Source organism: Streptomyces sp. NPDC018000, from assembly GCF_044328025.1.
Lineage (GTDB): Bacteria > Actinomycetota > Actinomycetes > Streptomycetales > Streptomycetaceae > Streptomyces.
Genome location: NZ_JBIRGM010000009.1, coordinates 186,763 through 208,360 on the forward strand (window position 1 = coordinate 186,763; position 21,598 = coordinate 208,360).

The 21,598-nt window shown below is 69.5% G+C and carries 13 protein-coding genes and 1 pseudogene; 11 read left to right on the forward strand and 3 right to left on the reverse strand.

The window, feature by feature from the left end; translation table 11 throughout:
* Window positions 1–185: 185 nt before the first annotated feature.
* Together ACH4EW_RS20765 and ACH4EW_RS20770 are read left to right on the forward strand one after the other, a co-directional pair.
* The gene (locus tag ACH4EW_RS20765; protein WP_398258850.1) at window positions 186–995 is read left to right on the forward strand and encodes a putative protein N(5)-glutamine methyltransferase; all 810 of its coding nucleotides are present in this window, start codon (window positions 186–188) and stop codon (window positions 993–995) included.
* A 168-nt stretch (window positions 996–1,163) separates the two neighbouring features.
* Window positions 1,164–4,154: a bifunctional [glutamine synthetase] adenylyltransferase/[glutamine synthetase]-adenylyl-L-tyrosine phosphorylase gene (locus ACH4EW_RS20770; RefSeq protein ID WP_398258852.1), complete on the forward strand. Its 2,991-nt coding sequence runs from the start codon at window positions 1,164–1,166 to the stop codon at window positions 4,152–4,154.
* Window positions 4,155–4,237: 83 nt separating this feature from the next.
* Here the strand turns inward: ACH4EW_RS20770 and ACH4EW_RS20775 are convergent, their stop codons facing one another.
* Together ACH4EW_RS20775 and ACH4EW_RS20780 are read right to left on the reverse strand one after the other, a co-directional pair.
* On the reverse strand, window positions 4,238–5,182 hold the full coding sequence (locus tag ACH4EW_RS20775) for a phosphatase PAP2 family protein (RefSeq protein WP_398258854.1): 945 nt from the start codon (window positions 5,180–5,182) through the stop codon (window positions 4,238–4,240).
* Between the two features lie 78 nt (window positions 5,183–5,260).
* Window positions 5,261–6,325: a LacI family DNA-binding transcriptional regulator gene (locus ACH4EW_RS20780; RefSeq protein WP_398258856.1), complete on the reverse strand. Its 1,065-nt coding sequence runs from the start codon at window positions 6,323–6,325 to the stop codon at window positions 5,261–5,263.
* A gap of 357 nt (window positions 6,326–6,682) precedes the next feature.
* Between ACH4EW_RS20780 and ACH4EW_RS20785 the strand changes: the two genes are divergently transcribed.
* The 8 genes from ACH4EW_RS20785 (at window position 6,683) to ACH4EW_RS20820 (ending at window position 20,947) form a co-directional block, all read left to right on the forward strand.
* Entirely contained in the window at window positions 6,683–7,957 is a 1,275-nt protein-coding gene (locus ACH4EW_RS20785) for an extracellular solute-binding protein (protein WP_398258858.1), read from the forward strand.
* A 19-nt stretch (window positions 7,958–7,976) separates the two neighbouring features.
* Window positions 7,977–8,993, forward strand: a complete 1,017-nt coding sequence (locus ACH4EW_RS20790) for a carbohydrate ABC transporter permease (RefSeq protein WP_398258860.1) — start codon at window positions 7,977–7,979, stop codon at window positions 8,991–8,993.
* Complete coding sequence (locus ACH4EW_RS20795) at window positions 8,990–9,883, forward strand: sugar ABC transporter permease (protein WP_398258862.1); 894 nt, start codon at window positions 8,990–8,992, stop codon at window positions 9,881–9,883. The genes ACH4EW_RS20790 and ACH4EW_RS20795 overlap by 4 nt, the downstream gene beginning before the upstream one ends.
* Window positions 9,884–9,985: 102 nt before the next feature.
* A complete protein-coding gene (locus tag ACH4EW_RS20800) occupies window positions 9,986–11,764 on the forward strand; it encodes a glycoside hydrolase family 13 protein (RefSeq protein WP_398258864.1) in 1,779 nt (592 codons plus the stop codon).
* Window positions 11,749–12,807: a LacI family DNA-binding transcriptional regulator gene (locus tag ACH4EW_RS20805; protein ID WP_398258866.1), complete on the forward strand. Its 1,059-nt coding sequence runs from the start codon at window positions 11,749–11,751 to the stop codon at window positions 12,805–12,807. The genes ACH4EW_RS20800 and ACH4EW_RS20805 overlap by 16 nt, the downstream gene beginning before the upstream one ends.
* Before the next feature lie 367 nt (window positions 12,808–13,174).
* The gene (locus ACH4EW_RS20810) at window positions 13,175–13,348 is read left to right on the forward strand and encodes a hypothetical protein (RefSeq protein ID WP_398258910.1); all 174 of its coding nucleotides are present in this window, start codon (window positions 13,175–13,177) and stop codon (window positions 13,346–13,348) included.
* Between the two features lie 59 nt (window positions 13,349–13,407).
* The gene (pulA, locus tag ACH4EW_RS20815; RefSeq protein WP_398258868.1) at window positions 13,408–18,720 is read left to right on the forward strand and encodes a pullulanase-type alpha-1,6-glucosidase; all 5,313 of its coding nucleotides are present in this window, start codon (window positions 13,408–13,410) and stop codon (window positions 18,718–18,720) included.
* A gap of 190 nt (window positions 18,721–18,910) precedes the next feature.
* Window positions 18,911–20,947: an ATP-binding protein gene (locus ACH4EW_RS20820; protein ID WP_398258870.1), complete on the forward strand. Its 2,037-nt coding sequence runs from the start codon at window positions 18,911–18,913 to the stop codon at window positions 20,945–20,947.
* Window positions 20,948–21,069: 122 nt separating this feature from the next.
* On the opposite strand, the gene ACH4EW_RS20825 is transcribed toward ACH4EW_RS20820, so the two are convergent.
* Window positions 21,070–21,285, reverse strand: coding sequence for an Arc family DNA-binding protein (locus ACH4EW_RS20825; protein ID WP_398258872.1), 216 nt, complete (start codon window positions 21,283–21,285; stop codon window positions 21,070–21,072).
* 17 nt (window positions 21,286–21,302) lie between these two features.
* Here ACH4EW_RS20825 and ACH4EW_RS20830 point away from each other — a divergent pair.
* A pseudogene (locus ACH4EW_RS20830) lies at window positions 21,303–21,598 on the forward strand (RNA-guided endonuclease TnpB family protein); the annotation flags it as partial.

Consider the following 21,598-nt stretch of genomic DNA (forward strand, 5'->3'; position numbering starts at 1 on the left):
GGACGCCGCCCCCCATGTGCGGGTCGGCCTGAGGTAGTGTGACCCCTCCCAACACGGGGACCGACCAAGGAGGTGAGACCCATTACCGCTGTATCAGGCTGGGTGCTCATCTCTCACCCTCGCGTGGTCGACCCGGCATAACCGACCGCGGAGCACCCATCGGCTTTCCCGAAAGGCTCCGCTTCATGTCGGTTTCCGCTTCACCGCTTGCCGTTTCCTCCATCGTCACCACACTCCGCGCCGCCGGCTGCGTATTCGCCGAGGACGAGGCGGAGCTGATCGTCTCCACGGCCGCCGACCACGCCGAACTCACGGCCATGGTCGAACGGCGGGTCGCCGGTCTGCCCCTCGAACACGTCATCGGGTGGGCCGAGTTCAGCGGTCTTCGGATCGCCGTGGACCCCGGCGTCTTCGTACCCCGCCGCCGCACCGAGTTCCTGGTCCGGCAGGCCGCTGCCCTCGCCGGGCCCGGGGCGGTCGTGGTCGACCTCTGCTGCGGTTCGGGAGCCCTCGGCACCGTGCTCGCCGCAACGCTGGACCGGATCGAACTGCACGCCGCCGACGTCGAACCCGCAGCGGTCCGGTGCGCCCGCCGCAACGTCGGCGAAGCGGGCCGGGTGTACGAGGGCGACCTCTTCGCGCCGCTCCCCGGCTCGTTGCGCGGCCGGGTGGAGATTCTGCTCGCCAATGTTCCGTACGTACCGACGGAGGACGTCGAACTGCTTCCCCCGGAGGCCCGTATCCATGAGCCGCGAGTGGCACTCGACGGGGGCAGGGACGGCCTGGACGTCCTGCGGCGGGTCGCCGCCGAGGCGCCGCGGTGGCTGGCACCGGGCGGGCATCTTCTGGTCGAGACGAGCGAACGGCAGGCGGCGCGGGCCGAAGAGACCGTCGCCCGCTGTGGCCTGATGCCGCGCGTGGTCACCTCCGACGAGCTCTACGCGACCGTCGTCATCGCGACCCGGCCGGGCTCCGCGTCCCCTTCCGGGGGCTGAGAGCGGACCGCTGAAGCCCGGTGCCGCGCTGCGCGCGGGCCTCCCGGCCGGGCCCTTGAGGCCATCGTGCCTGTGGAGTGCGGACGGCACACCTGCTACGAATTCACCGGTGCGGGGCTAGGCTCGGAACGCTGGAACGTGTGTGGGCGGCGAGCAGGAGAGCACGGAATGACGACGGTGCCGGGGCGTAGGAGCAGCACATTCACCCGACTGCTGCGGCACGGTTTCACCGACCCCTCCGCCGCCGAGCAGCTCCTCGACCTGCCCGAGCTGTCGTCCGTACGCTCCGATCCGGTGCTTCTCGACGCCCTCGGGGCCACCGCCGACCCCGATCTGGCGCTGCGTGGCGTCGTCCGGCTGGTGGAGGCCGAGGAGCCGGACAAGCGGCGGATCTTCCTGGACACACTCATCACCGCCAAACCGCTGCGGGACCGGCTGCTCGGGGTGCTCGGGGCGTCCGAGGCGCTCGGGGACCATCTCGCCCGCCACCCCCGCGACTGGCATGCGCTCGTCAACTACGAGGCGGCCGATCTTCACCCCGGGCTGGCCGAATTCGAGCAGGGGCTCGCCGGGGCCGACGACCCCGACTCGCTGCGCGTCGCCTACCGCCGCTGCCTGCTGGCCATAGCGGCCCGCGATGTGTGCGGTACGACGGACGTCGCCGAGGCCGCCGCCGAACTGGCCGATCTGGCCACGGCGACCCTGCGGGCGGCGCTCGCCATCGCCCGTACGGCCGCACCCTCCGACGCCGCCAAGTGCCGGCTCGCCGTCATCGCGATGGGCAAGTGCGGTGGGCATGAGCTGAACTATGTCTCCGACGTCGACGTCATCTTCGTCGCGGAACCGGTCGACGGCTACGAGGAGAGCGCGGCCGTACAGGCCGCCACCCGACTGGCCGCGCACATGATGCGGATCTGTTCCGACACGACGGCCGAGGGCACCATCTGGCCCGTCGACGCCAACCTCCGCCCGGAGGGCCGCAACGGGCCCCTCGTGCGGACGCTGTCCTCGCACCTCGCCTACTACCAGCGCTGGGCCAAGACCTGGGAGTTCCAGGCGCTCCTCAAGGCCCGGCCGGTGGCCGGCGACCCCGAACTGGGCGCGGAGTACGTCGAGGCCGTCTCGCCACTCGTATGGCAGGCCGCGGAGCGCGAGAACTTCGTCGCCGACGTACAGAAGATGCGCCGCCGAGTCGTCGACAACATCCCCGCCGACCGCATAGACCGTGAGATCAAGCTCGGTCCCGGCGGGCTGCGGGACGTCGAATTCGCCGTACAGCTGCTTCAGCTGGTGCACGGCCGCAGCGACGCCACCCTGCGCAGCGGCACCACCCTGGTCGCCCTGCGGGCGCTCGCCGCGGGCGGCTATGTCGGGCGGGTGGACGCCACGCAGCTGGACGACGCGTACCGCTTCCTGCGCGCCATGGAACACCGCATCCAGCTCTACCGGCTGCGCCGCACCCATCTGGTCCCGGAGGACGAGCCGGATCTGCGGCGGCTCGGGCGCTCCCTCGGGATGCGTACGGACCCGATCACCGAGCTCAACCAGGCGTGGAAGCGGCACGCCACCGTGGTGCGGCGGCTGCACGAGAAGCTGTTCTACCGGCCGCTGCTCGACGCCGTCGCCCAGCTCGCGCCCGGCGAGTCCCGGCTCAGCGCGAAGGCGGCCGAACACCGGCTCGAAGCCCTCGGATACGCCGACCCGACCGCCGCGCTCCGGCACCTGGAGGCGCTGTCGTCCGGGGTGTCGCGCAAGGCCGCCATCCAGCGCACCCTGCTTCCTGTGCTGCTCGGCTGGTTCGCGGACTCCGCCGATCCGGACGCCGGGCTGCTCGGCTTCCGCAAGGTGTCCGACGCACTCGGCAAGACCCCCTGGTACCTGCGGCTGCTGCGGGACGAGGGTGCGGCCGCGGAGAACCTCGCCCGGGTGCTCTCGGCCGGCCGGCTCGCCCCCGACCTGCTGCTCCGTGCGCCCGAGGCGGTGGCGATCCTCGGCGATCCGCAGGGGTTGAAGCCGCGCAGCCGGGAGCACCTGGAGCAGGAGGTACTGGCCGCGGTGGGGCGCGCGGAGGGTGCCGAATCCGCCGTCGCCGCGGTCCGCGGGGTGCGCCGGCGCGAGCTGTTCCGGACCACGGCCGCGGACCTCATCGGCTCGTACGGTACGGAGGAGAGCCCCGCCGAGAAGGACCCCGGGGCCCTCGTCGACCGGGTGGGCAACGCTGTCACCGATCTCAACGCCGTCACGATCGCGGGCGCGCTGCGCGCCGCCGTACGCGAACAGTGGGGGGACACCCTCCCCACCCGGTTCGCGGTCATCGGCATGGGCCGTTTCGGCGGACGCGAGCTCGGATACGGCTCCGACGCCGATGTGCTGTTCGTCCACTCACCGCGCGAGGGCGTCGACGAACAGGAGGCGGGCCGGGCCGCGAACCAGGTGGTCTCCGAGATGCGCAGACTGCTGCAACTTCCCACCGCCGACCCGCCGTTGATCATCGATGCGGATCTGCGGCCGGAGGGCAAGAGCGGGCCGCTGGTGCGTACGCTGGGGTCGTACGAGGCCTACTACCGGCGGTGGTCGCTGGTCTGGGAGAGCCAGGCGCTGCTGCGCGCCGAGCCGATGGCCGGTGACGAGGAACTCGGCCGTGACTTCATCGAGTTGATCGATCCGCTGCGCTACCCGATGGAGGGCCTCGGGGAGGACGCCGTCCGCGAGATCCGGCGTCTGAAGGCCCGGATGGAGTCCGAACGGATGCCGCGCGGCGCGGACCCGACGCTCCACACCAAGCTGGGGCGGGGCGGGTTGAGCGATGTCGAATGGACGGTCCAGCTGATGCAGATGCAGCACGGCTGGGTGGAACCGGGGCTGCGGACGACCCGTACCCGCGAGGCGCTGGCCGCGGCGTGCGCGGCGGAGCTGATCTCCGGCGAGGACGCGCAGACGCTGGACGAGGCGTGGGTGCTGGCGACACGGGTCCGCAATGCGGTGATGCTGGTGAGGGGCCGGCCGGGCGACACGTTCCCTTCGGGGCCGCGTGAACTCACCGCGGTGGGGCGGTACTTGGGGTACGAGCCCGGGCATGTCGGGGACATGTTGGACGACTACCGGCGGATTACGCGGCGGGCGCGGGCCGTGGTGGAGGAGCGGTTCTACGGGGCGTGAGGGGCGCGCCCGCTGAGGCGCAGCCCCTTCTCTGGGCTCCGCCGGTGCGGTAGAACCCGTCCGGCGATCGAGGACGAAAGCCCTCAGCGGCGCACCGCCACGTCCGTCGCCCGGCGGTCGGCGGGGATCACGGCGCCTGTGGACGGACCGGCCGGCCGTGACCTCCCCTGCGGCAGTGGCACCTGCTTCGGGAGGCGGTGCGGCAGCGAACCGTACCAGGCGTACGAGACCGCGTAACCGAAGGCCACACACGCCATGCCACCCAGCGCGTCCAGCCAGAAGTGGTTCGCGGTCGCCACGATCACGACAAGGGTGACCATCGGGTAGAGCAGACCCAGGATGCGCGCCCAGGGGGCGGAGGCCAGCGCGAAGATGATCAGGCCGCACCAGAGCGACCAGCCGATGTGCATCGAGGGCATCGCCGCGTACTGGTTCGACATGTTCTTGAAGTTGCCCGAGGCCATCGAACCCCAGGTGTGATGGACCAGGACGGTGTCGATGAAGTGGCCACCGCTCATCAGGCGGGGCGGCGCCAGTGGATACAGATAGTAACCGAGCAGCGCCACGGCCGTTGTCGCGAACAGCGTCAGACGGGCCGCCGCGTAACGGCCGGGGTGGCGGTGGAACAGCCACACCAGCACTCCGATGGTGACGATGAAGTGCAGTGTCGCGTAGTAGTAGTTCATGGACACGATCAGCCATGTCACGGAATTCACCGCATGGTTGATCGTTTGCTCCACGGCGATGCCCAGGTGTTTCTCGACCGACCAGATCCAGTCGGCATTGCGCAGGGCCTCCGCCTTCTGCTCCGGGACGGCGTTGCGCACCAGTGAGTACACCCAGTAACTGGCCGCAATCAGCAGGACTTCGAACCAGATGCGCGGCCGGCGAGGGGACCGCAGGGAACGCAGTCTCGCCAGAACGCTGTTGCGCCGCCTGGGGTTCGCCGCGGGGGCCGCCTCGTCCACGATGGGTGACGGGGTAACCTCCGACCGGCCTTCCTGTGACGTCGTGCTCAATTCACCCATAGGCGCAGAGTCTGCCAGAAATATTTTCCCGCCTGATCATCCTCCGATCGGGTGGGGTCGCACATCCGAATGCTGGGACTATGTGCTAGGGCGTGTTTCGGAAGTGGCGTCGTCGGCCCGCAGGGCGGGCCCGGGACCCGCGGCCGTCGAACCACGAACGACCAGTTCGGGCATGAAGACGAACTCGCTGTGCGGAGCGGGTGTGCCGCCGATCTCCTCGAGAAGGGTGCGTACGGCTGCCTGGCCCATCGCCGTGACCGGCTGACGGATCGTCGTCAGCGGCGGATCGGTGAACGCTATGAGCGGCGAGTCGTCGAAACCGACCACCGACAGATCGCGCGGCACGTCCATCGACAGCCGACGGGCGGCCCTGATCGCGCCGAGCGCCATCATGTCGCTCGCGCACACCACCGCCGTGCAGCCCCGCTCCATCAGTGCCGACGCGGCGGCCTGCCCGCCCTCCAGCGTGAACAGCGAGTGCTGGATCAGCTCCTCCACCTCGTCCGGGGCGAGGTTCAACTGCTCCTGTACGGTGGCGCGGAAGCCCTCGATCTTGCGCAGGACCGGAACGAACCGCTTGGGCCCTACCGCCAGGCCGATCCGCTGATGGCCCAGCGCCACCAGATGCGTCACCGCGAGCCGCATCGCGGCCCGGTCGTCCGGCGAGATGAACGGCGCCTGGACCTTGGGTGAGAAGCCGTTGAGCAGGACGAACGGGACGCCCTGGGCGCGCAGTTGCTCGTAACGCTGCATATCGGCCGAGGTGTCGGCGTGCAGCCCGGAGACGAAGATGATGCCCGAGACACCGCGGTCGACCAGCATCTCGGTCAGCTCGTCCTCGGTGGAGCCGCCGGGGGTCTGGGTCGCCAGCACCGGGGTGTAGCCCTGTCGGGTCAGCGCCTGGCCGATGACCTGGGCCAGCGCCGGAAAGATGGGGTTCTCCAGTTCGGGCGTGATCAGCCCGACCAGCCCCGCACTGCGCCTGCGCAGCCGTACGGGCCGTTCGTAGCCGAGTACGTCGAGCGCGGCAAGAACGGATTCACGGGTGGCCGCTGCGACACCGGGCTTGCCGTTCAGTACACGGCTGACCGTCGCTTCGCTGACCCCCGCCTGAGTTGCGATATCGGCAAGCCGTGCGGTCATGGAAGTGGACTGTACCGGGCGTATGTCGGATTGCCCACCATCGGCAGGAATCGGGCGACCGTACCTGTGCGGTGGCCCGGAGTGGCATCGCGACAACATTTTGCAAAGTCTTGCGGGCCCGGTTTGCGGACTCCGGTCAGATCGTCGCACTACGGATTCGTGGGCTGTGGCCCGCTGCTGCCAGGGATCGGCGGCTCCCGTCAAGAGGCTTGACGGCTACCGTGAGGACACGCGAATGTAACGATCGATGAGGCTTGCAGAAATCTTCCGCAAGCTCTTTCGGCTCTCTTTCATCCTTGTTACCTTCACGTCGACCCGGCGCCGCGACGGAGCGGTACGGCAGTTGAAGGAGTTCAGATGCGACGTGGCATAACGGCCACCGCCCTGGTCGCGGCCCTGGCGCTTGCGGCGACCGCCTGCGGCAGCGACAGCGAGTCCGACAGCACGAGCAAGAGCTCGGGCGAGCTCTCCGGCACGGTGACGTGGTGGGACACCTCCACCGCGGGCAGCGAGGACAAGGTCTTCAAGAAGATCGCGGAAGACTTCACCAAGCAGCACCCGAAGGTGCGCATCAAGTACGTCAACGTGCCCTTCGGTGACGCGCAGAACAAGTTCAAGAACGCGGCCCAGTCCGGCTCCGGCGCCCCCGACGTCATCCGCTCCGAAGTCGCCTGGACCCCCGAGTTCGCGGACCTCGGCTACCTCGCCCCGCTCGACGGCACCCCCGCGCTGAAGAGGCCTGAGGACTTCCTGAAGCAGGCCGCCGCGTCCACCGAGTACAACGGCAAGACGTACGCGGTGCCGCAGGTCATCGACTCCATGGGCATCTTCTACAACAAGAAGATCTTCAAGGAGGCCGGCGTCGAGGTCCCCAAGACCATTGACGAACTGAAGACCGTCTCCAAGAAGATCAAGGGCAAGACCGGCAAGACCGGCATGTACCTGCGCGGCGACGACGCGTACTGGTTCCTCTCCTTCCTCTACGGCGAGGGCGGCGACATGGTCGACGCCTCCATCAAGTCCGTCACCATCGACAACCCCGAGGGCGTCAAGGCGATGAAGGTCGTCAAGGACCTCGTCGACTCCGGTGCCGCCAAGACCGATGCCACGGACGGCTGGGAGAACATGCAGTCGTCCTTCAAGGACGGCAAGGTCGCCATGATGATCAACGGCCCGTGGGCCGTCGCCGACACCTACGCCGGCAAGGAGTTCAAGGACAAGGCCAACCTGGGCATCGCCCCGGTCCCGGCCGGCTCCGCCGCGCAGGGCGCCCCGCAGGGCGGTCACAACCTGGCCGTCTACGCGGGCTCGAAGAACCTCGACGCCTCCTACGCGTTCGTCGACTACATGACGTCCGCCGACACCCAGGCCAAGGTCACCAAGGAGCTGAGCCTCCTGCCGACGCGCACGTCCGCCTACGCCAAGCAGGACGTCATCGACAACGAGATCGTCGGCTTCTTCAAGCCCGTCGTCGAGACCGCCGTCGAGCGCCCCTGGATCCCGGAGACCGGCAGCCTCTTCGCACCGCTCGTCACCGAGTACACCAAGGTCCTGACCGGCCAGGCCACGCCGGAGAAGGCCGTCAAGACGACCGGCGACTCCTACCGCAAGCTCCTCAAGGGCTGGAAGTAACAGGAAGGCAGGCCGGCTGATGGCTGTCCACACCAGCCAGTCGGTGGCGAAGGCCGCGGGCGACGACGTCGCTCGCGGCCGGAGCCGCGGTACTGGCAACCCCCCGCCGCCGAGCAGGATCCGGCGGGCCCTGTCGACCCACTGGTACGCCTGGGCCATGGTCGCCCCGGTCGTCGTCGTGATCGGTGTGATCATCGGATATCCGCTGGTCCGCGGCATCTACCTGTCGATGACCGATGCCAATGAGCGCAACGTCGAGCGGTCCATCGGTGTCAACCACATGCCCGCCACGTACGAGTTCGTGGGCCTGGACAACTACACCGAGGCGATCACGGGCGACCAGTTCCTCGGCACGCTCGGGTGGACCCTGGTGTGGACGGTCTCCTGTGTGGCCATCACCTTCTCGCTCGGCATGGCACTCGCCAACATCCTCAACCGCAGGATCGCCGGACGCTCCGCGTACCGGATGGCGCTCATCCTGCCCTGGGCCATCCCCGGCTTCGTCTCCGTCTTCGCCTGGCGCTTCCTCTACAACGAGGACCGCGGGCTGCTCAACAAGATCCTCTCCGGCGGCGGAATCGACGGCATTCCGTGGCTGAACGACCCCACCTGGGCGAAGTTCTCCGTCATCGCCGTCAACGTCTGGCTCGGTGTGCCGTTCATGATGGTCGCCCTGCTCGGCGGACTGCAGTCGATCCCCAGCGAGCAGTACGAGGCCGCCGAGATGGACGGCGCCACCGCCTGGCAGCGGTTCCGCCACATCACGCTGCCCGGACTGCGGCCGGTCTCCACCACGGTGATCCTGCTCTCCACCATCTGGACCTTCAACATGTTCCCGGTGATCTACCTGCTGACCCGCGGCGGACCCGGTGAAGCCACCCAGATCCTGGTCACCCAGGCGTACAAGTTCTCCTTCGAGATCAGCCCGCGCGACTTCGCGCAGTCCTCCACCTGGGGCGTGCTGATCCTCGTACTCCTGCTGATCTTCGCAGCCGTGTACCGGCGGGTCCTGCGCACACAGGGAGACGACTGGTGACCACCGCCCCCGCAACCACCGCCCCGGCGGCCTCCGCACGGCACTCCGGGCGCAAGGTCCGGCTGCGCGGCGAGCGTTCGCCGATCGCCTCCGTCGGACTGCACCTCACGCTCGTCGTCGCGTCCGTGATCGCCGTCTTCCCCGTGCTGTGGGTCCTGCTCACCTCGCTGAAGCCCGCCGCGTACGCCACCACCACGGACTTCTTCAAAGAGACCACGTTCGAGAACTACACGAACCTGATCCAGAACACGAAGTTCCTCACCTGGTTCGGCAACTCCCTGCTCATCGCCGGGCTCACCACGCTCCTCGGCGTCATCGTCTCCGCCTCCACCGGCTACGCCGTCAGCCGTTTCCGCTTCCCCGGCAAGCGCGGGCTGATGTGGACGCTGCTGATCACCCAGATGTTCCCGGTCGCCGTCCTCATCGTGCCGATCTACAACATCATGTCCGGCATGGGGCTGCTGAACCAGCCCGCCGGCCTCGTCATCACCTACCTCACCATCTCGGTGCCGTTCTGCGCCTGGATGATGAAGGGCTTCTTCGACACCATCCCGCGCGAGATCGACGAGTCCGGGCAGGTCGACGGCCTCACCCCGTTCGGCACGTTCTGGCGGCTCATCCTGCCGCTCGCCAAGCCCGGCCTCGCCGTCACCGCGTTCTACTCCTTCATCACCGCGTGGGGCGAAGTGGCGTACGCCTCCGCCTTCATGGTCGGCGAGGAGAACCTCACCCTCGCCGGCGGACTGCAGCTCTTCGTCAACCAGTACGGAGCCCAGTGGGGGCCGATGACCGCCGCGTCCGTGCTCATCGCGATACCCGCGGCGCTGGTCTTCCTCTTCGCCCAGCGGCATCTGGTCACCGGCATGTCCGCCGGAGCCGTCAAGGGCTGACCAGCACGCCACTCGTACGCCCCGTACGCACCAAGTCATGGTGTCGCCGGAGTCCCGACCCGGTCCCGGCGACGCCCCCCACCCAGACACCCCAGGGACGACATGACCCAGCACCTCGCTGCCCCCTCCTCCGGCACGTCCGGCGACGCTCCGGCCCACCAGACCGGCTGGTGGCAGGACGCGGTGATCTACCAGGTCTATCCACGGAGCTTCGCCGACGGCAACGGCGACGGCATGGGCGATCTCGCAGGCGTACGCGGCAGACTCCCGTACCTCAAGGACCTCGGTGTGGACGCGGTCTGGCTCAGCCCGTTCTACGCGTCCCCGCAGGCCGACGCGGGCTACGACGTCGCCGACTACCGTGCCGTCGACCCGATGTTCGGCACCCTGCTGGACGCCGACGCGCTGATCCGGGACGCCCATGATCTGGGCCTGCGGATCATCGTGGACCTGGTGCCCAACCACTCCTCCGACCAGCACGAGTGGTTCAAGCGCGCCCTTGCCGAGGGCCCCGGCTCCGCGCTGCGCGAGCGCTACCACTTCCGCCCCGGCAAGGGCACGGACGGCGAACTCCCGCCCAACGACTGGGAGTCCATCTTCGGCGGCCCCGCCTGGACCCGGACCACCGACCCGGACGGCACCCCGGGCGACTGGTACCTCCACCTCTTCGCGCCCGAGCAGCCCGACTTCAACTGGGAACACCCGGCCGTCGCCGACGAGTTCCGCTCCATCCTGCGCTTCTGGCTCGACATGGGCGTAGACGGCTTCCGGGTCGACGTCGCCCACGGCCTCGTCAAGGCCGAGGGACTGCCCGACCTCGGCGCCCGCGACCAGCTCAAGCTGCTCGGCAACGACGTCATGCCCTTCTTCGACCAGGACGGGGTCCACGAGATCTACCGCTCCTGGCGCACCATCCTCGACGAGTACACCGTGAAGAAGGGGCCCGAAGGGCCTTCGTCGGAAGGGTGGCGGTGGGCGACGGGGAAGAAGGGGCCCGAAGGGCCTTCGTCGGAAGGGTGGCGGTGGGCGACGGGGGGGCGCATCCTCGTCGCCGAGGCCTGGACCCCCACCGTCGAGCGCACCGCCAACTATGTGCGCCCCGACGAGATGCACCAGGCGTTCAACTTCCAGTACCTCTCCACCGCCTGGGACGCCGCCGAGCTCCGCAAGGTCATCGACGTCTCGCTCGACGCGATGCGTCCGGTCGGCGCCCCGACCACCTGGGTGCTCTCCAACCACGACGTGACCCGGCACACCACCCGGTTCGCCAACCCGCCCGGCCTCGGCACCCAGATCCGCAGCGCCGGCGACCGCGAGCTGGGCCTGCGCCGGGCCCGCGCCGCCACCCTGCTGATGCTGGCGCTGCCCGGCTCCGCGTACATCTACCAGGGTGAGGAGCTCGGCCTGCCCGACGTCACCGATCTGCCCGACGAGGTCCGCCAGGACCCGTCGTTCTTCCGCGCGGAGGGCCAGGACGGCTTCCGCGACGGGTGCAGGGTGCCGATCCCGTGGACTCGCGACGGCAGCAGTTACGGCTTCGGCAGCGGCGGCAGCTGGCTGCCTCAGCCCGACAGCTGGGGCGGGCTGAGCGTCGAGGCGCAGATCGGCGACGCCAACTCCACGCTGGAGCTGTACCGGGCCGCGATCGCCGCCCGCCGGGTGCACCCGGGGCTCGGCGCCGGCACCTCGGTGGAGTGGCTCCAGGCCCCCGAGGGTCTGCTGATCTTCGCCCGCCCCGGCTTCGTCTGCACCGTCAACGCCACAGGCCGTCCGGTACGCGTCCCCGTACGCGGCACCGTCCTGCTGTCCAGCACCCCGGTCGCCGCTGACGGCGCCGAGATCGAGCTGCCCGCGGACACCACGGTGTGGTGGACGGTGTGACAGTCCCCGTGTCCAGGATTGGTGGTGCGCCGAGGCTCTCGGACATCGCCGGCCAGGCAGCGGTCAGTGAGGCGACCGTCAGCCGGGTGCTCAACGGGAAACCGGGCGTCGCGGACACCACGCGTCAGCGGGTGCTCGCGGCGCTGGACATCCTGGGCTACGAACGGCCCGTACGCCTGCGGCAGCGCAGCGCCGGGCTGATCGGACTGGTGACGCCCGAGCTCACCAACCCGATCTTCCCGGCGTTCGCGCAGTCCGTCGAACAGGTCCTGGCCGGACATGGCTACACCCCGGTGCTCTGCACCCAGTCACCCGGCGGCGCCACCGAGGACGAGCTCGTCGAGCAGCTTGTCGAACGCAGCGTCGGCGGCATCGTCTTCCTCTCCGGGCTGCACGCCGACCTGTCGGCCGACCCGGCCCGGTACGCCGCACTCACCGAGCGCGGCGTGCCCTTCGTCCTGATCAACGGCTACAACGAACGGATCAGCGCCCCGTTCGTCTCGCCCGACGACTGTGCCGCCGTACGGATGGCCGTCGGGCACCTCGCCGATCTCGGCCACCGCAGGGTCGGCCTGGCCATCGGGCCGCAGCGCTATGTGCCGTCCCGCCGCAAGCGGGAGGGCTATATCGAGGCTGCCGTGAACCTGCTGGGCCTGGACCGCGCCGGGGCCGAACTCCTCGTCGTCTCCGCGCTGTTCGGCGTCGAAGGCGGTCAGGTCGCGGCCGGTGCACTGCTCGACCGGGGGTGCACGGGCATCGTCTGCGGCAGCGACCTGATGGCGCTGGGTGCGGTGCGTGCGGCCCGGGAGCGCGGGCTCGACGTGCCGCGCGATGTGTCGGTGGTGGGTTTCGACGACTCGCAGCTGATCGCGTTCACCGATCCGCCGTTGACGACGGTGCGTCAGCCCGTACAGGCCATGGCGACGGCCGCGGTGAGCGCTCTGATGGAGGAGATCGGCGGCAGCCCCGTGCAGCGTACGGAGTACGTCTTCCAGCCGGAGCTGGTGGTACGGGGGTCCACCGCCGCGGTCCGCGGCCTCTGAGGCCCGGCCGGAAGGTGTATGGGCTGCACCCGGCCCGAAGGTGTACGGGCGTACAGGAGAGGCACCAGGAGTCGGCCCTGAATGGGCCGGCGGGGAGTGAGCGACTCCGGGTGCCTCTCTTGTCCGTGACCGGCCCGGCCGGCCGGGCGCGTGGAGGCCGGGGGCACCGGAACCCCAGGCCGACCGGACCGGAATCGGGAGAAACCTAACAGCTCTGCAATCTTTTGCGTAAGCCCTTGCAGAAAGAAAACTGCTGGACTTCGTGAATGCGAGCGGGGGAGGTCCGGGTGATGTCCGGGTGGCGTCCAAAGGGTTGACCGAGGTCTGACGGACTCGTACGGTCTCCAGCGCGGCAAGGTTTGCATTCTTGCAGCAAGAATCTTCAGACTCCGTGGCCAAGGCGTGCACGGACATTCTCGGCCCGGCCGGCTACGGCTATGTGGAGGTCTCGCCGCCGCAGGAACACATCCAGGGCAGCCAGTGGTGGACCTCGTGCCGGCCGGTCAGTTACAAGATCGCCGGACGGCTCGGCGACGCCTAGTGCCCCCAACCAGACCGCCCACCCCGGGAACCCGCCCCGCACACAAGGAGACCCCGCCCGTGTCCCGTTCCACCCTCGGACGGGGAGCCGTCGCCGCACTCTGCGCGGCGCTCCTCCCCGTCGTCCCGGCGGCATCCGCGTCCGCCGCGCCGAGACCTCCGGGCCCGCCCTCGGACGCCCGGCTGGCAGCCGAGCCCGCCCGTCACGATCTGACGCGTGAGCAGTTCTACTTCGTCATGCCCGACCGGTTCGCCGACGGTGACACCTCCAACAACCGCGGCGGGCTCACCGGATCGCGCCTCCGGACCGGCTACGACCCCACGGACAAAGGCTTCTACCAGGGCGGCGACCTCAAGGGCCTGACCGAGCGGCTCGACTACATCAAGGGCCTCGGCACCACCGCCATCTGGCTCGCCCCGATCTTCAAGAACCGCCCCGTCCAGGGCACGGAGACGGACGCATCGGCCGGCTACCACGGCTACTGGATCACCGACTTCACCCAGGTCGACCCGCACTTCGGCACCAACGCAGACCTGTCGAAACTGATCGACAAGGCCCACGGCAAGGGCATGAAGGTCTTCTTCGACGTCATTACCAACCACACCGCGGACACCGTCGACTACGCCGAGAAGACCTACGGCTACCGACCGAAGGGCGCCTACCCGTACCTCGACAAGGACGGCCGCCCGTTCGACGACGGCAAGGGCCTGGCGAAGGTGGACGCGGACTCGTTCCCGTACACACCGAAGAACACCGGGAGCAAGGTCCCGGCCTGGCTCAACGACCCGACGATGTACCACAACCGCGGCGATTCGACCTACGCCGGCGAGTCCACCACGTACGGCGACTTCTCCGGGCTCGACGACCTGTGGACCGAGCGGCCCGAGGTCGTCTCCGGCATGGAGAAGATCTACGAGAAGTGGGTCCGGGACTTCGATATCGACGGCTTCCGGATCGACACCGTCAAACACGTCGACCTGGACTTCTGGACCCAGTGGGCGACGGCGCTGGACGCCTACGCCGCCAAGCACGGGCGCAAGGACTTTTTCATGTTCGGCGAGGTCTACTCCGCCGACACCACGATCACCTCGCCCTACGTCACCCGGGGCCGGCTCGACGCCACGCTCGACTTCCCGTTCCAGGAAGCGGCACGCCAGTACGCCTCGCAGGGCGCCCCGGCCTCGAAACTCGCCGCCGTATTCGGTGACGACTACCGGTACACCACCGACAAGGCCAACGCCTACGAGCAAGTCACCTTCCTCGGCAACCACGACATGGGCCGCATCGGCTCGTTCCTCAAGCAGGACAACCCGAAGGCCGATGACGCGGAACTCGTCAAGCGCGCCCGGCTCGCCAACGAGCTGATGTTCCTCAGCCGCGGCAACCCCGTCGTCTACTACGGCGACGAGCAGGGCTTCACCGGCACGGGCGGCGACAAGGACGCCCGCCAGACCATGTTCGCCTCGAAGACCGCCGACTACCTCGACGACGACGAGCTGGGCACCGACCGCACCCACGCCTTCGACGCGTACGACACCAAGCACCCGCTCTACCGGAACATCGCCGCGCTCTCCGAGCTGACCAGGAAGAACCCGGCGCTGCGCGATGGCGTCCAGACCGAGCGCTACGCGGAAGGGTCCGTGTACGCCTTCTCCCGTACGGACCCCGGGCAGGGATACGAGTACGTCGTAGCCACGAACAACGGCGGCGAGGCCAGGACGGTCGAGCTTCCGACGGCCTCTGCAGGAATGAACTTCCGTACGGTATACGGCGGTTCGGCCGCGACCCGCAGCGGCGCCGACAAGAGGATCACCGTCACCGTGCCCGCCCTCTCCAGCATCGTGCTGCGCGCCGGGAAGGCGATGGGTGACCCCACCACCAAGCCCTCGATCACCCTGAAGGCACCCGCCGCCGGGGCCACCGGCACCGTGGAGATCTCCGCGGACGTCGACGGCGGCCCGCTCGACCGGGTCGTCTTCGCAGCCCAGACCGGCAACGGCAAGTGGGTCACCCTCGGTTCCGCCGACCACGCCCCGTACAAGGTCACCCAGACCGTCGGCGATACGGTGCCCGCCGGAACCCCCCTTCGGTACAAGGCGGTTGTCGTCGACCGCGCCGGCCGCACCGCGAGCGCCCTCGCCTCGTCCACCGCAGGCCAGGCACCCGCTGCCGAGAAGCCCGTCGCAGTCGAGCGCGACTACGCCGTCGTCCACTACAGGCGTGCGGACGGCGACTACGACGGCCGGCAGATCAAGTCCGGTGACACGACGGCCGACTTCATCGGGCGGGACGCCTACGGCGCCTTCGCCTGGATCAAGCTCGATGAGGGCGCCACCACCGTCCCGTACACGGTGGAGAAGTCCGGCACCGCCGACGGCCCGCAGCGCAGCATCGATCTCGCGAAGACCGGGCAGGTCTGGATCGAGCAGGGCAAGGACGGCCAGGCCGCCGAAGCCCCCGACGGCGCCTACCCGCCGCAGGACACCACGCAGGCCGTACTGCACTACTACCGGGCCGACGGCGACTACGACGGCTGGGGGCTGCACACCTGGACCGGCGCCAGGAATCCCACCGACTGGGCCAAGCCGCTCCAGCCGGTGAAGAAGGACGCCTCCGGCGCCACCTTCGAGGTGCCCCTCACCGACGGCGCCACCTCGCTCAGCTACATCCTGCACAAGGGTGACGAGAAGGACCTGCCGAGCGACCAGTCGCTCGACATCGCCACCTACGGGCACGAGGTCTGGATGCTCGGCGGGACACCGGGCTATCTGCTGCCGCAGACCGGCGGCGTACCCACACCCGACCTCACCAAGGCCGAGGCGCAGTGGATCGACGCCGACACCGTCGTATGGAAGGTCAAGGCCACCGAAGCCACCAGCCAGCAGCTCGTCTACGCACCGGGCGGCGGCATGTCCGTCGTCGACGGGGCGCTCTCCGACGAAGGGCAGTGGCTGCGGCTCGCACCGTCCCCACTGACCGACGCGCAGAAGACGAAGTACCCGCACCTCAAGAACTATCCGGCGTTCACCGTCGACGTCCGCGACCGGGACAGGGTGCGCGAGGCACTGCGCGGCCAGCTGATCGCCACCCAGCGCGCCGCCAACGGTGCGCTGCTCGCCGCCACCGGCGTACAGAGCGGGGGCGTGCTCGACGACCTCTACGGGAAGAACGCGGCCACCGCCTCGCTCGGCCCGGTCTTCGACCACGGCCGCCCCACGCTGTCCGTCTGGGCACCCACCGCCCGTACCGTCGCCCTCGAACTCGACGGCCGGAGCGTCCCGATGCACCGCGACGACCGCACGGGCGTCTGGTCCGTCACGGGCACGAAGAAGTGGACGGGCAAGCCCTACCGCTATGTGGTGGACGTGTGGGCACCCACCGTCCAGAAGATGGTCACCAACAAGGTCACGGACCCCTACTCCACCGCCCTGACCACGGACTCCGCTCGCAGCCTCGTGACCGACCTCGACGACCCGGGCCTCGCGCCGAAGGGCTGGTCCGGGCTGAGGAAGCCCGCCGCCGTCCCGCTGCGTGACGCCCGGATCCAGGAGCTGCACATCCGCGACTTCTCGATCGCGGACCGCACCGCGAAGCACCCCGGCGAATACCTCGCCTTCACCGACACCCGCTCCGACGGGATGAAGCACCTCAAGCAGCTCGCGGATTCCGGTACCGGGTACGTCCATCTGCTGCCCGCCTTCGACATCGGCACCATCCCCGAGAAGAAGTCCGCCCAGCAGAAGCCGGCCTGCGACCTGTCCGTGTACGCCCCCGACTCCGAGGAGCAGCAGGCCTGCGTGGCGAAGACCGCGGCGCGGGACGGGTTCAACTGGGGCTACGACCCGCTGCACTACACCGTCCCGGAGGGTTCGTACGCCTCCGACCCGAACGGCACTCGGCGCACCGTCGAGTTCCGGCAGATGGTGCAGGGGCTGAACGGTGCGGGTCTGCGGACCGTCATGGACGTCGTCTACAACCACACCGTGGCCTTCGGCCAGGACGACAAGTCCGTGCTCGACAGGATCGTGCCCGGCTACTACCAGCGGCTGCTGGAGGACGGCACCGTCGCCACCTCCACCTGCTGCGCCAACACCGCACCCGAGAACACCATGATGGGCAAGCTCGTCGTGGACTCGGTCGTCACCTGGGCCAAGGAGTACAAGGTCGACGGCTTCCGCTTCGACCTGATGGGCCACCACCCCAAGGCCAACATCCTCGCCGTCAGAAAGGCGCTCGACGCGCTGACCGTGGCCAAGGACGGCGTCGACGGGAAGAAGATCATCCTGTATGGGGAGGGCTGGAACTTCGGCGAGATCGCCGACGACGCCCGCTTCGTCCAGGCCACCCAGAAGAACATGGCCGGCACCGGCATCGCCACCTTCTCCGACCGGGCCCGCGACGCCGTCCGCGGCGGCAGCCCCTTCGACGAGGACCCTGGCGTACAGGGCTTCGCCACCGGCCTCTACACCGACCCCAACACCTCGGCCGCCAACGGCACGAAGGCCGAACAGAAGGCCCGGCTGCTCCATTACCAGGACCTGATCAAGGTCGGCCTCACCGGCAACCTCGCCGACTACACCTTCACCGACTCCTCGGGCCGTACGGTCAAGGGCTCGGGTGTCGACTACAACGGCGCCCCGGCCGGATACGCCGCGGCCCCCGGCGACGCCCTCGCCTACGCGGACGCCCACGACAACGAGTCGCTGTACGACGCACTCGCCTTCAAGCTCCCGGCGGGCACATCGGCGGCGGACCGGGCCCGCATGCAGGTCCTGGCGATGGCGACGGCCACCCTCTCGCAGGGGCCCTCGCTCTCCCAGGCGGGCACCGACCTGCTGCGCTCCAAGTCCCTGGACCGCAACTCGTACGACAGCGGCGACTGGTTCAACGCCCTGCACTGGGACTGCCGCGAAGGCAACGGATACGGCCGCGGACTGCCCCCGGCCGCCGACAACGAATCCAAGTGGTCCTATGCCAAGCCGCTGCTGACCGGGGCCGCGCTCAGCCCCGGGTGCGCACAGATCAACGGCGCGTCCGCCGCGTACCAGGACCTGCTCACCATCCGCTCCACGGAGAAGGACTTCGGCCTCTCCACCACCGAGCAGGTGCAGTCCGCCCTGTCCTTCCCGCTCTCCGGGAAGGACGAGACACCGGGTGTGATCACCATGAGGCTCGGAAAGCTGGTGGTCGTCCTCAACGCGACCCCCGGCACCGAGACCCAGAAGATCACCGGCCTGGCGGGAAGGCAGTACGCCCTGCATCCCGTCCAGGCTGCGGGCGCGGATTCTACCGTCAAGAAGTCCACGTACGAGAGGAGTTCGGGAAGTTTCACCGTCCCGGGGCGCACGGTGGCGGTGTTTTCCCTGAGCTGAGCCATATGGGACTACGTTGAGAGCCGGCAGCCGCCGGGGAGTGCCGCAGCACCGCACTCCCCGGCGCGCCCTCCCGCATCCCGGCCGGTCCCGGCCCCTTTCCGGAAATGCCAGGCGTCCTCCCATGCCTGCGCAGTACGGGAATCAGGGGCCGGGACCGGCCTGTCCATCTGTTTCAGCGACGGTGACCATGGCGAGCAACATCCCCGAGGAGACAACGAGCTTTGTCGGACGGAAAGCGGAACTGGCCAGGCTCGAACACACCCTCGCCGCGCACCGGCTGACCACACTCACCGGCACCGGCGGCGTCGGCAAGACCAGGCTCGCGGTCCGCGCGGCCCGGCATGCGGCGGCCGGACACCGCGACGGCGCCCGGTGGGCGGATCTCGCACCGCTCCACGACGACGGACTGCTCATCGCGACCGTCTCCGACGCGGTCGGGCTCTGCGACCACACCCTGCGCATGCCCATCGACGCGCTGTGCGAATGGCTCATCGACAAGGAAATGCTGCTGGTCCTCGACTCGTGCGAACATCTGCGCTCCGCGTGCGTGCATCTGCTCGGCGAGATCCTCACCACGTCACCCGGCCTCACCGTGCTCGCCACCAGCCGGCAGCCGCTGGGCATCAGGGGCGAGCAACTCGTCGAGGTGGAACCGCTGCCTGTCGAGGGCGAGGCCGACGCACTGACCCTGTTCCGGGACCGGGCAGCGGTGGCGGCCCCGGGGCTCACCCTCGAAGCGTCGGGCAACGCCGAGGCCGCCACCGAGATCTGCCGCCGCCTCGAAGGCATTCCGCTCGCCATCGAACTCGCGGCGGGAGCGCTCGGCAGGGACACCGTCGAGCAGGTCGCCGTACGGATCGGCTCCCGCTTCGACGTACCGGCCGACGAATCGCTCCGGCTGCCGCGCCACCGCACCCTGCGCACCGCCATCGGCTGGAGCCACGAGCTGTGCACCCCGCTGGAACGGCTGCTCTGGGCCCGGCTGACCGTCCTGCGCGGCGACTTCGACGAGGCCGCGGCCCGCGAGGTCTGCGCCGAAGGGCCGCTCACCGAGGACGGTGTGGCCGAGGCACTGAACGGCCTGGTCGCCAAGTCGGTCGTCAGACGGGACGGCGTACGGCACCGCATGCTCGACACCATCCGCGAGTACGGACGGATGTGGCTCGCCGAGCTCGGCGAGGAACGGGCCGCCGCCGACCGGCACGCCGCCTGCTTCCTCGGCCTGGCCCGCCACGCCCACGCGGGCTGGACCGGCGACGAACAGATCATCTGGTACCACCGCATCGCAGAGTCGCACGCCGACCTGTGTGCCGCCCTCGACCACCTGCTGGCCCATGACGCCGGCGCCGCCCAGGAGATGGCGGGCCGCATCGGCTTCTTCTGGTGCTGCTGCGGCCATCTGCCACAGACCCGCGAATACGCCCAGCGCGCCCTGGACGCCGGACCGGCCGAGGGCCCCCATCGCACCCGCGCCCTGTGGGTACTGGGCATGACCGTCATGCTCCAGGGCGACTATCCGACCGCCCGGCGCATCGGCAGGGAGTGCACCAGGGCGGCCGCCCGCGACGGGGCCGACGAAGGCATCCTCGCCGCCGCCTACCTGTGCGGCCTCACCCATCTGATGACCGGCCGCCCCGAGGCGAGCCTCCGCCGGATCGACCGGGTGCTGCGCACCACCGGCGCCGCCACCCCGCTCGAATCGGCCTACCGGCTGCGCTGCCACCTCATCACCGTCTTCGCCCTGACCAGCCTCGGACAGCTGGATGAGGCCGCGGAGGCGGCCATGGTCCTGCGCGCGGCCTGCGAAGCCCAGGACGAGTGCTGGACCCGCAGTTACGTCGACTACCAACTCGCCCTGATCGCCCTGCTGCAGGGGGACGCCGACGCCTCCGCCGCCCACGCCCGCTCGATGCTCGCGGGCAAGCACCGCATGAGGGACAGCTTCGGCATCGCGCTCGGCCTGGACATCCTGGCCGCGGCGATCGCCGCCCAGGGCGCGGGCGCCCGCGCAGCCCGGGTGTACGGCACGGGACAGGTCTACTGGCGCATGGTCGGCCATCCGCAACGCGGCACCCCGGAACTGGCCCCGCTGCGCGAGGCCTGCGAACGCCGGGCCCGCGCCGCCGTCGGCGACGCCGCCTACCAGCGCGCCTTCGAAATGGGCCGGGCGGACAACGCGGAGGTGGGCCTGGCAGCCGCGCTCCAGGGCGAACTGCTCGCGTAGAGCCTCCGCCCTCGGGGGAGCCGAGCGGGCGGTGGCCCGTTGCCCGAATGTGCACCCGGTGTCACCTGATAACCGGAGGATGCCCCGGCCTTCAGGACTCTGCTGAGGCTCAGCAGAGTCCTTCAGGCCGGGGAGGAATCCGGTTTCCCGTGTAGCGGGGCAGGAGGAGCCGAATCGTCGCCGGGTGATTCGGTGTCCGCTCCAGCGGTGCGGAGGGCGACCTCGAGCATGTAGATCAGTTCGGAGTTGAGGGATCGCCGCTCGGATTTGGCGTGAGCGCTCAGCCGGTCGCGGAGGTCTTGGGGGAGGCGCAGGGTCATGCGGACTTCATTCATCATGGTGCTATTATGATGTCATGACGACACTGGGGGAAGTCGAGGGTGCGGAGCGCGCCCGGTGGACCTTCCGGCTCCGTGTGTCGTCCACCGCCCGCACCGCGCTGCTTGCCGAGTGGGACCGGTGCCGGTGGATCTGGAACGAGTGCGTGGCGAAGTCCAAGCAGGTCCACGCCTGGAACAAGACCCGGCCCGAGGGTGCCGACAAGCGGACCTGTGGTCCGGCGCAGCTCGACAAGATGCTGACCGGGGCCAGGAAGAGTGCTGCGTGGCTGCGGGAGGGCAGCTCTGTTCCTCAGCAGCAGGTCATCCGTGA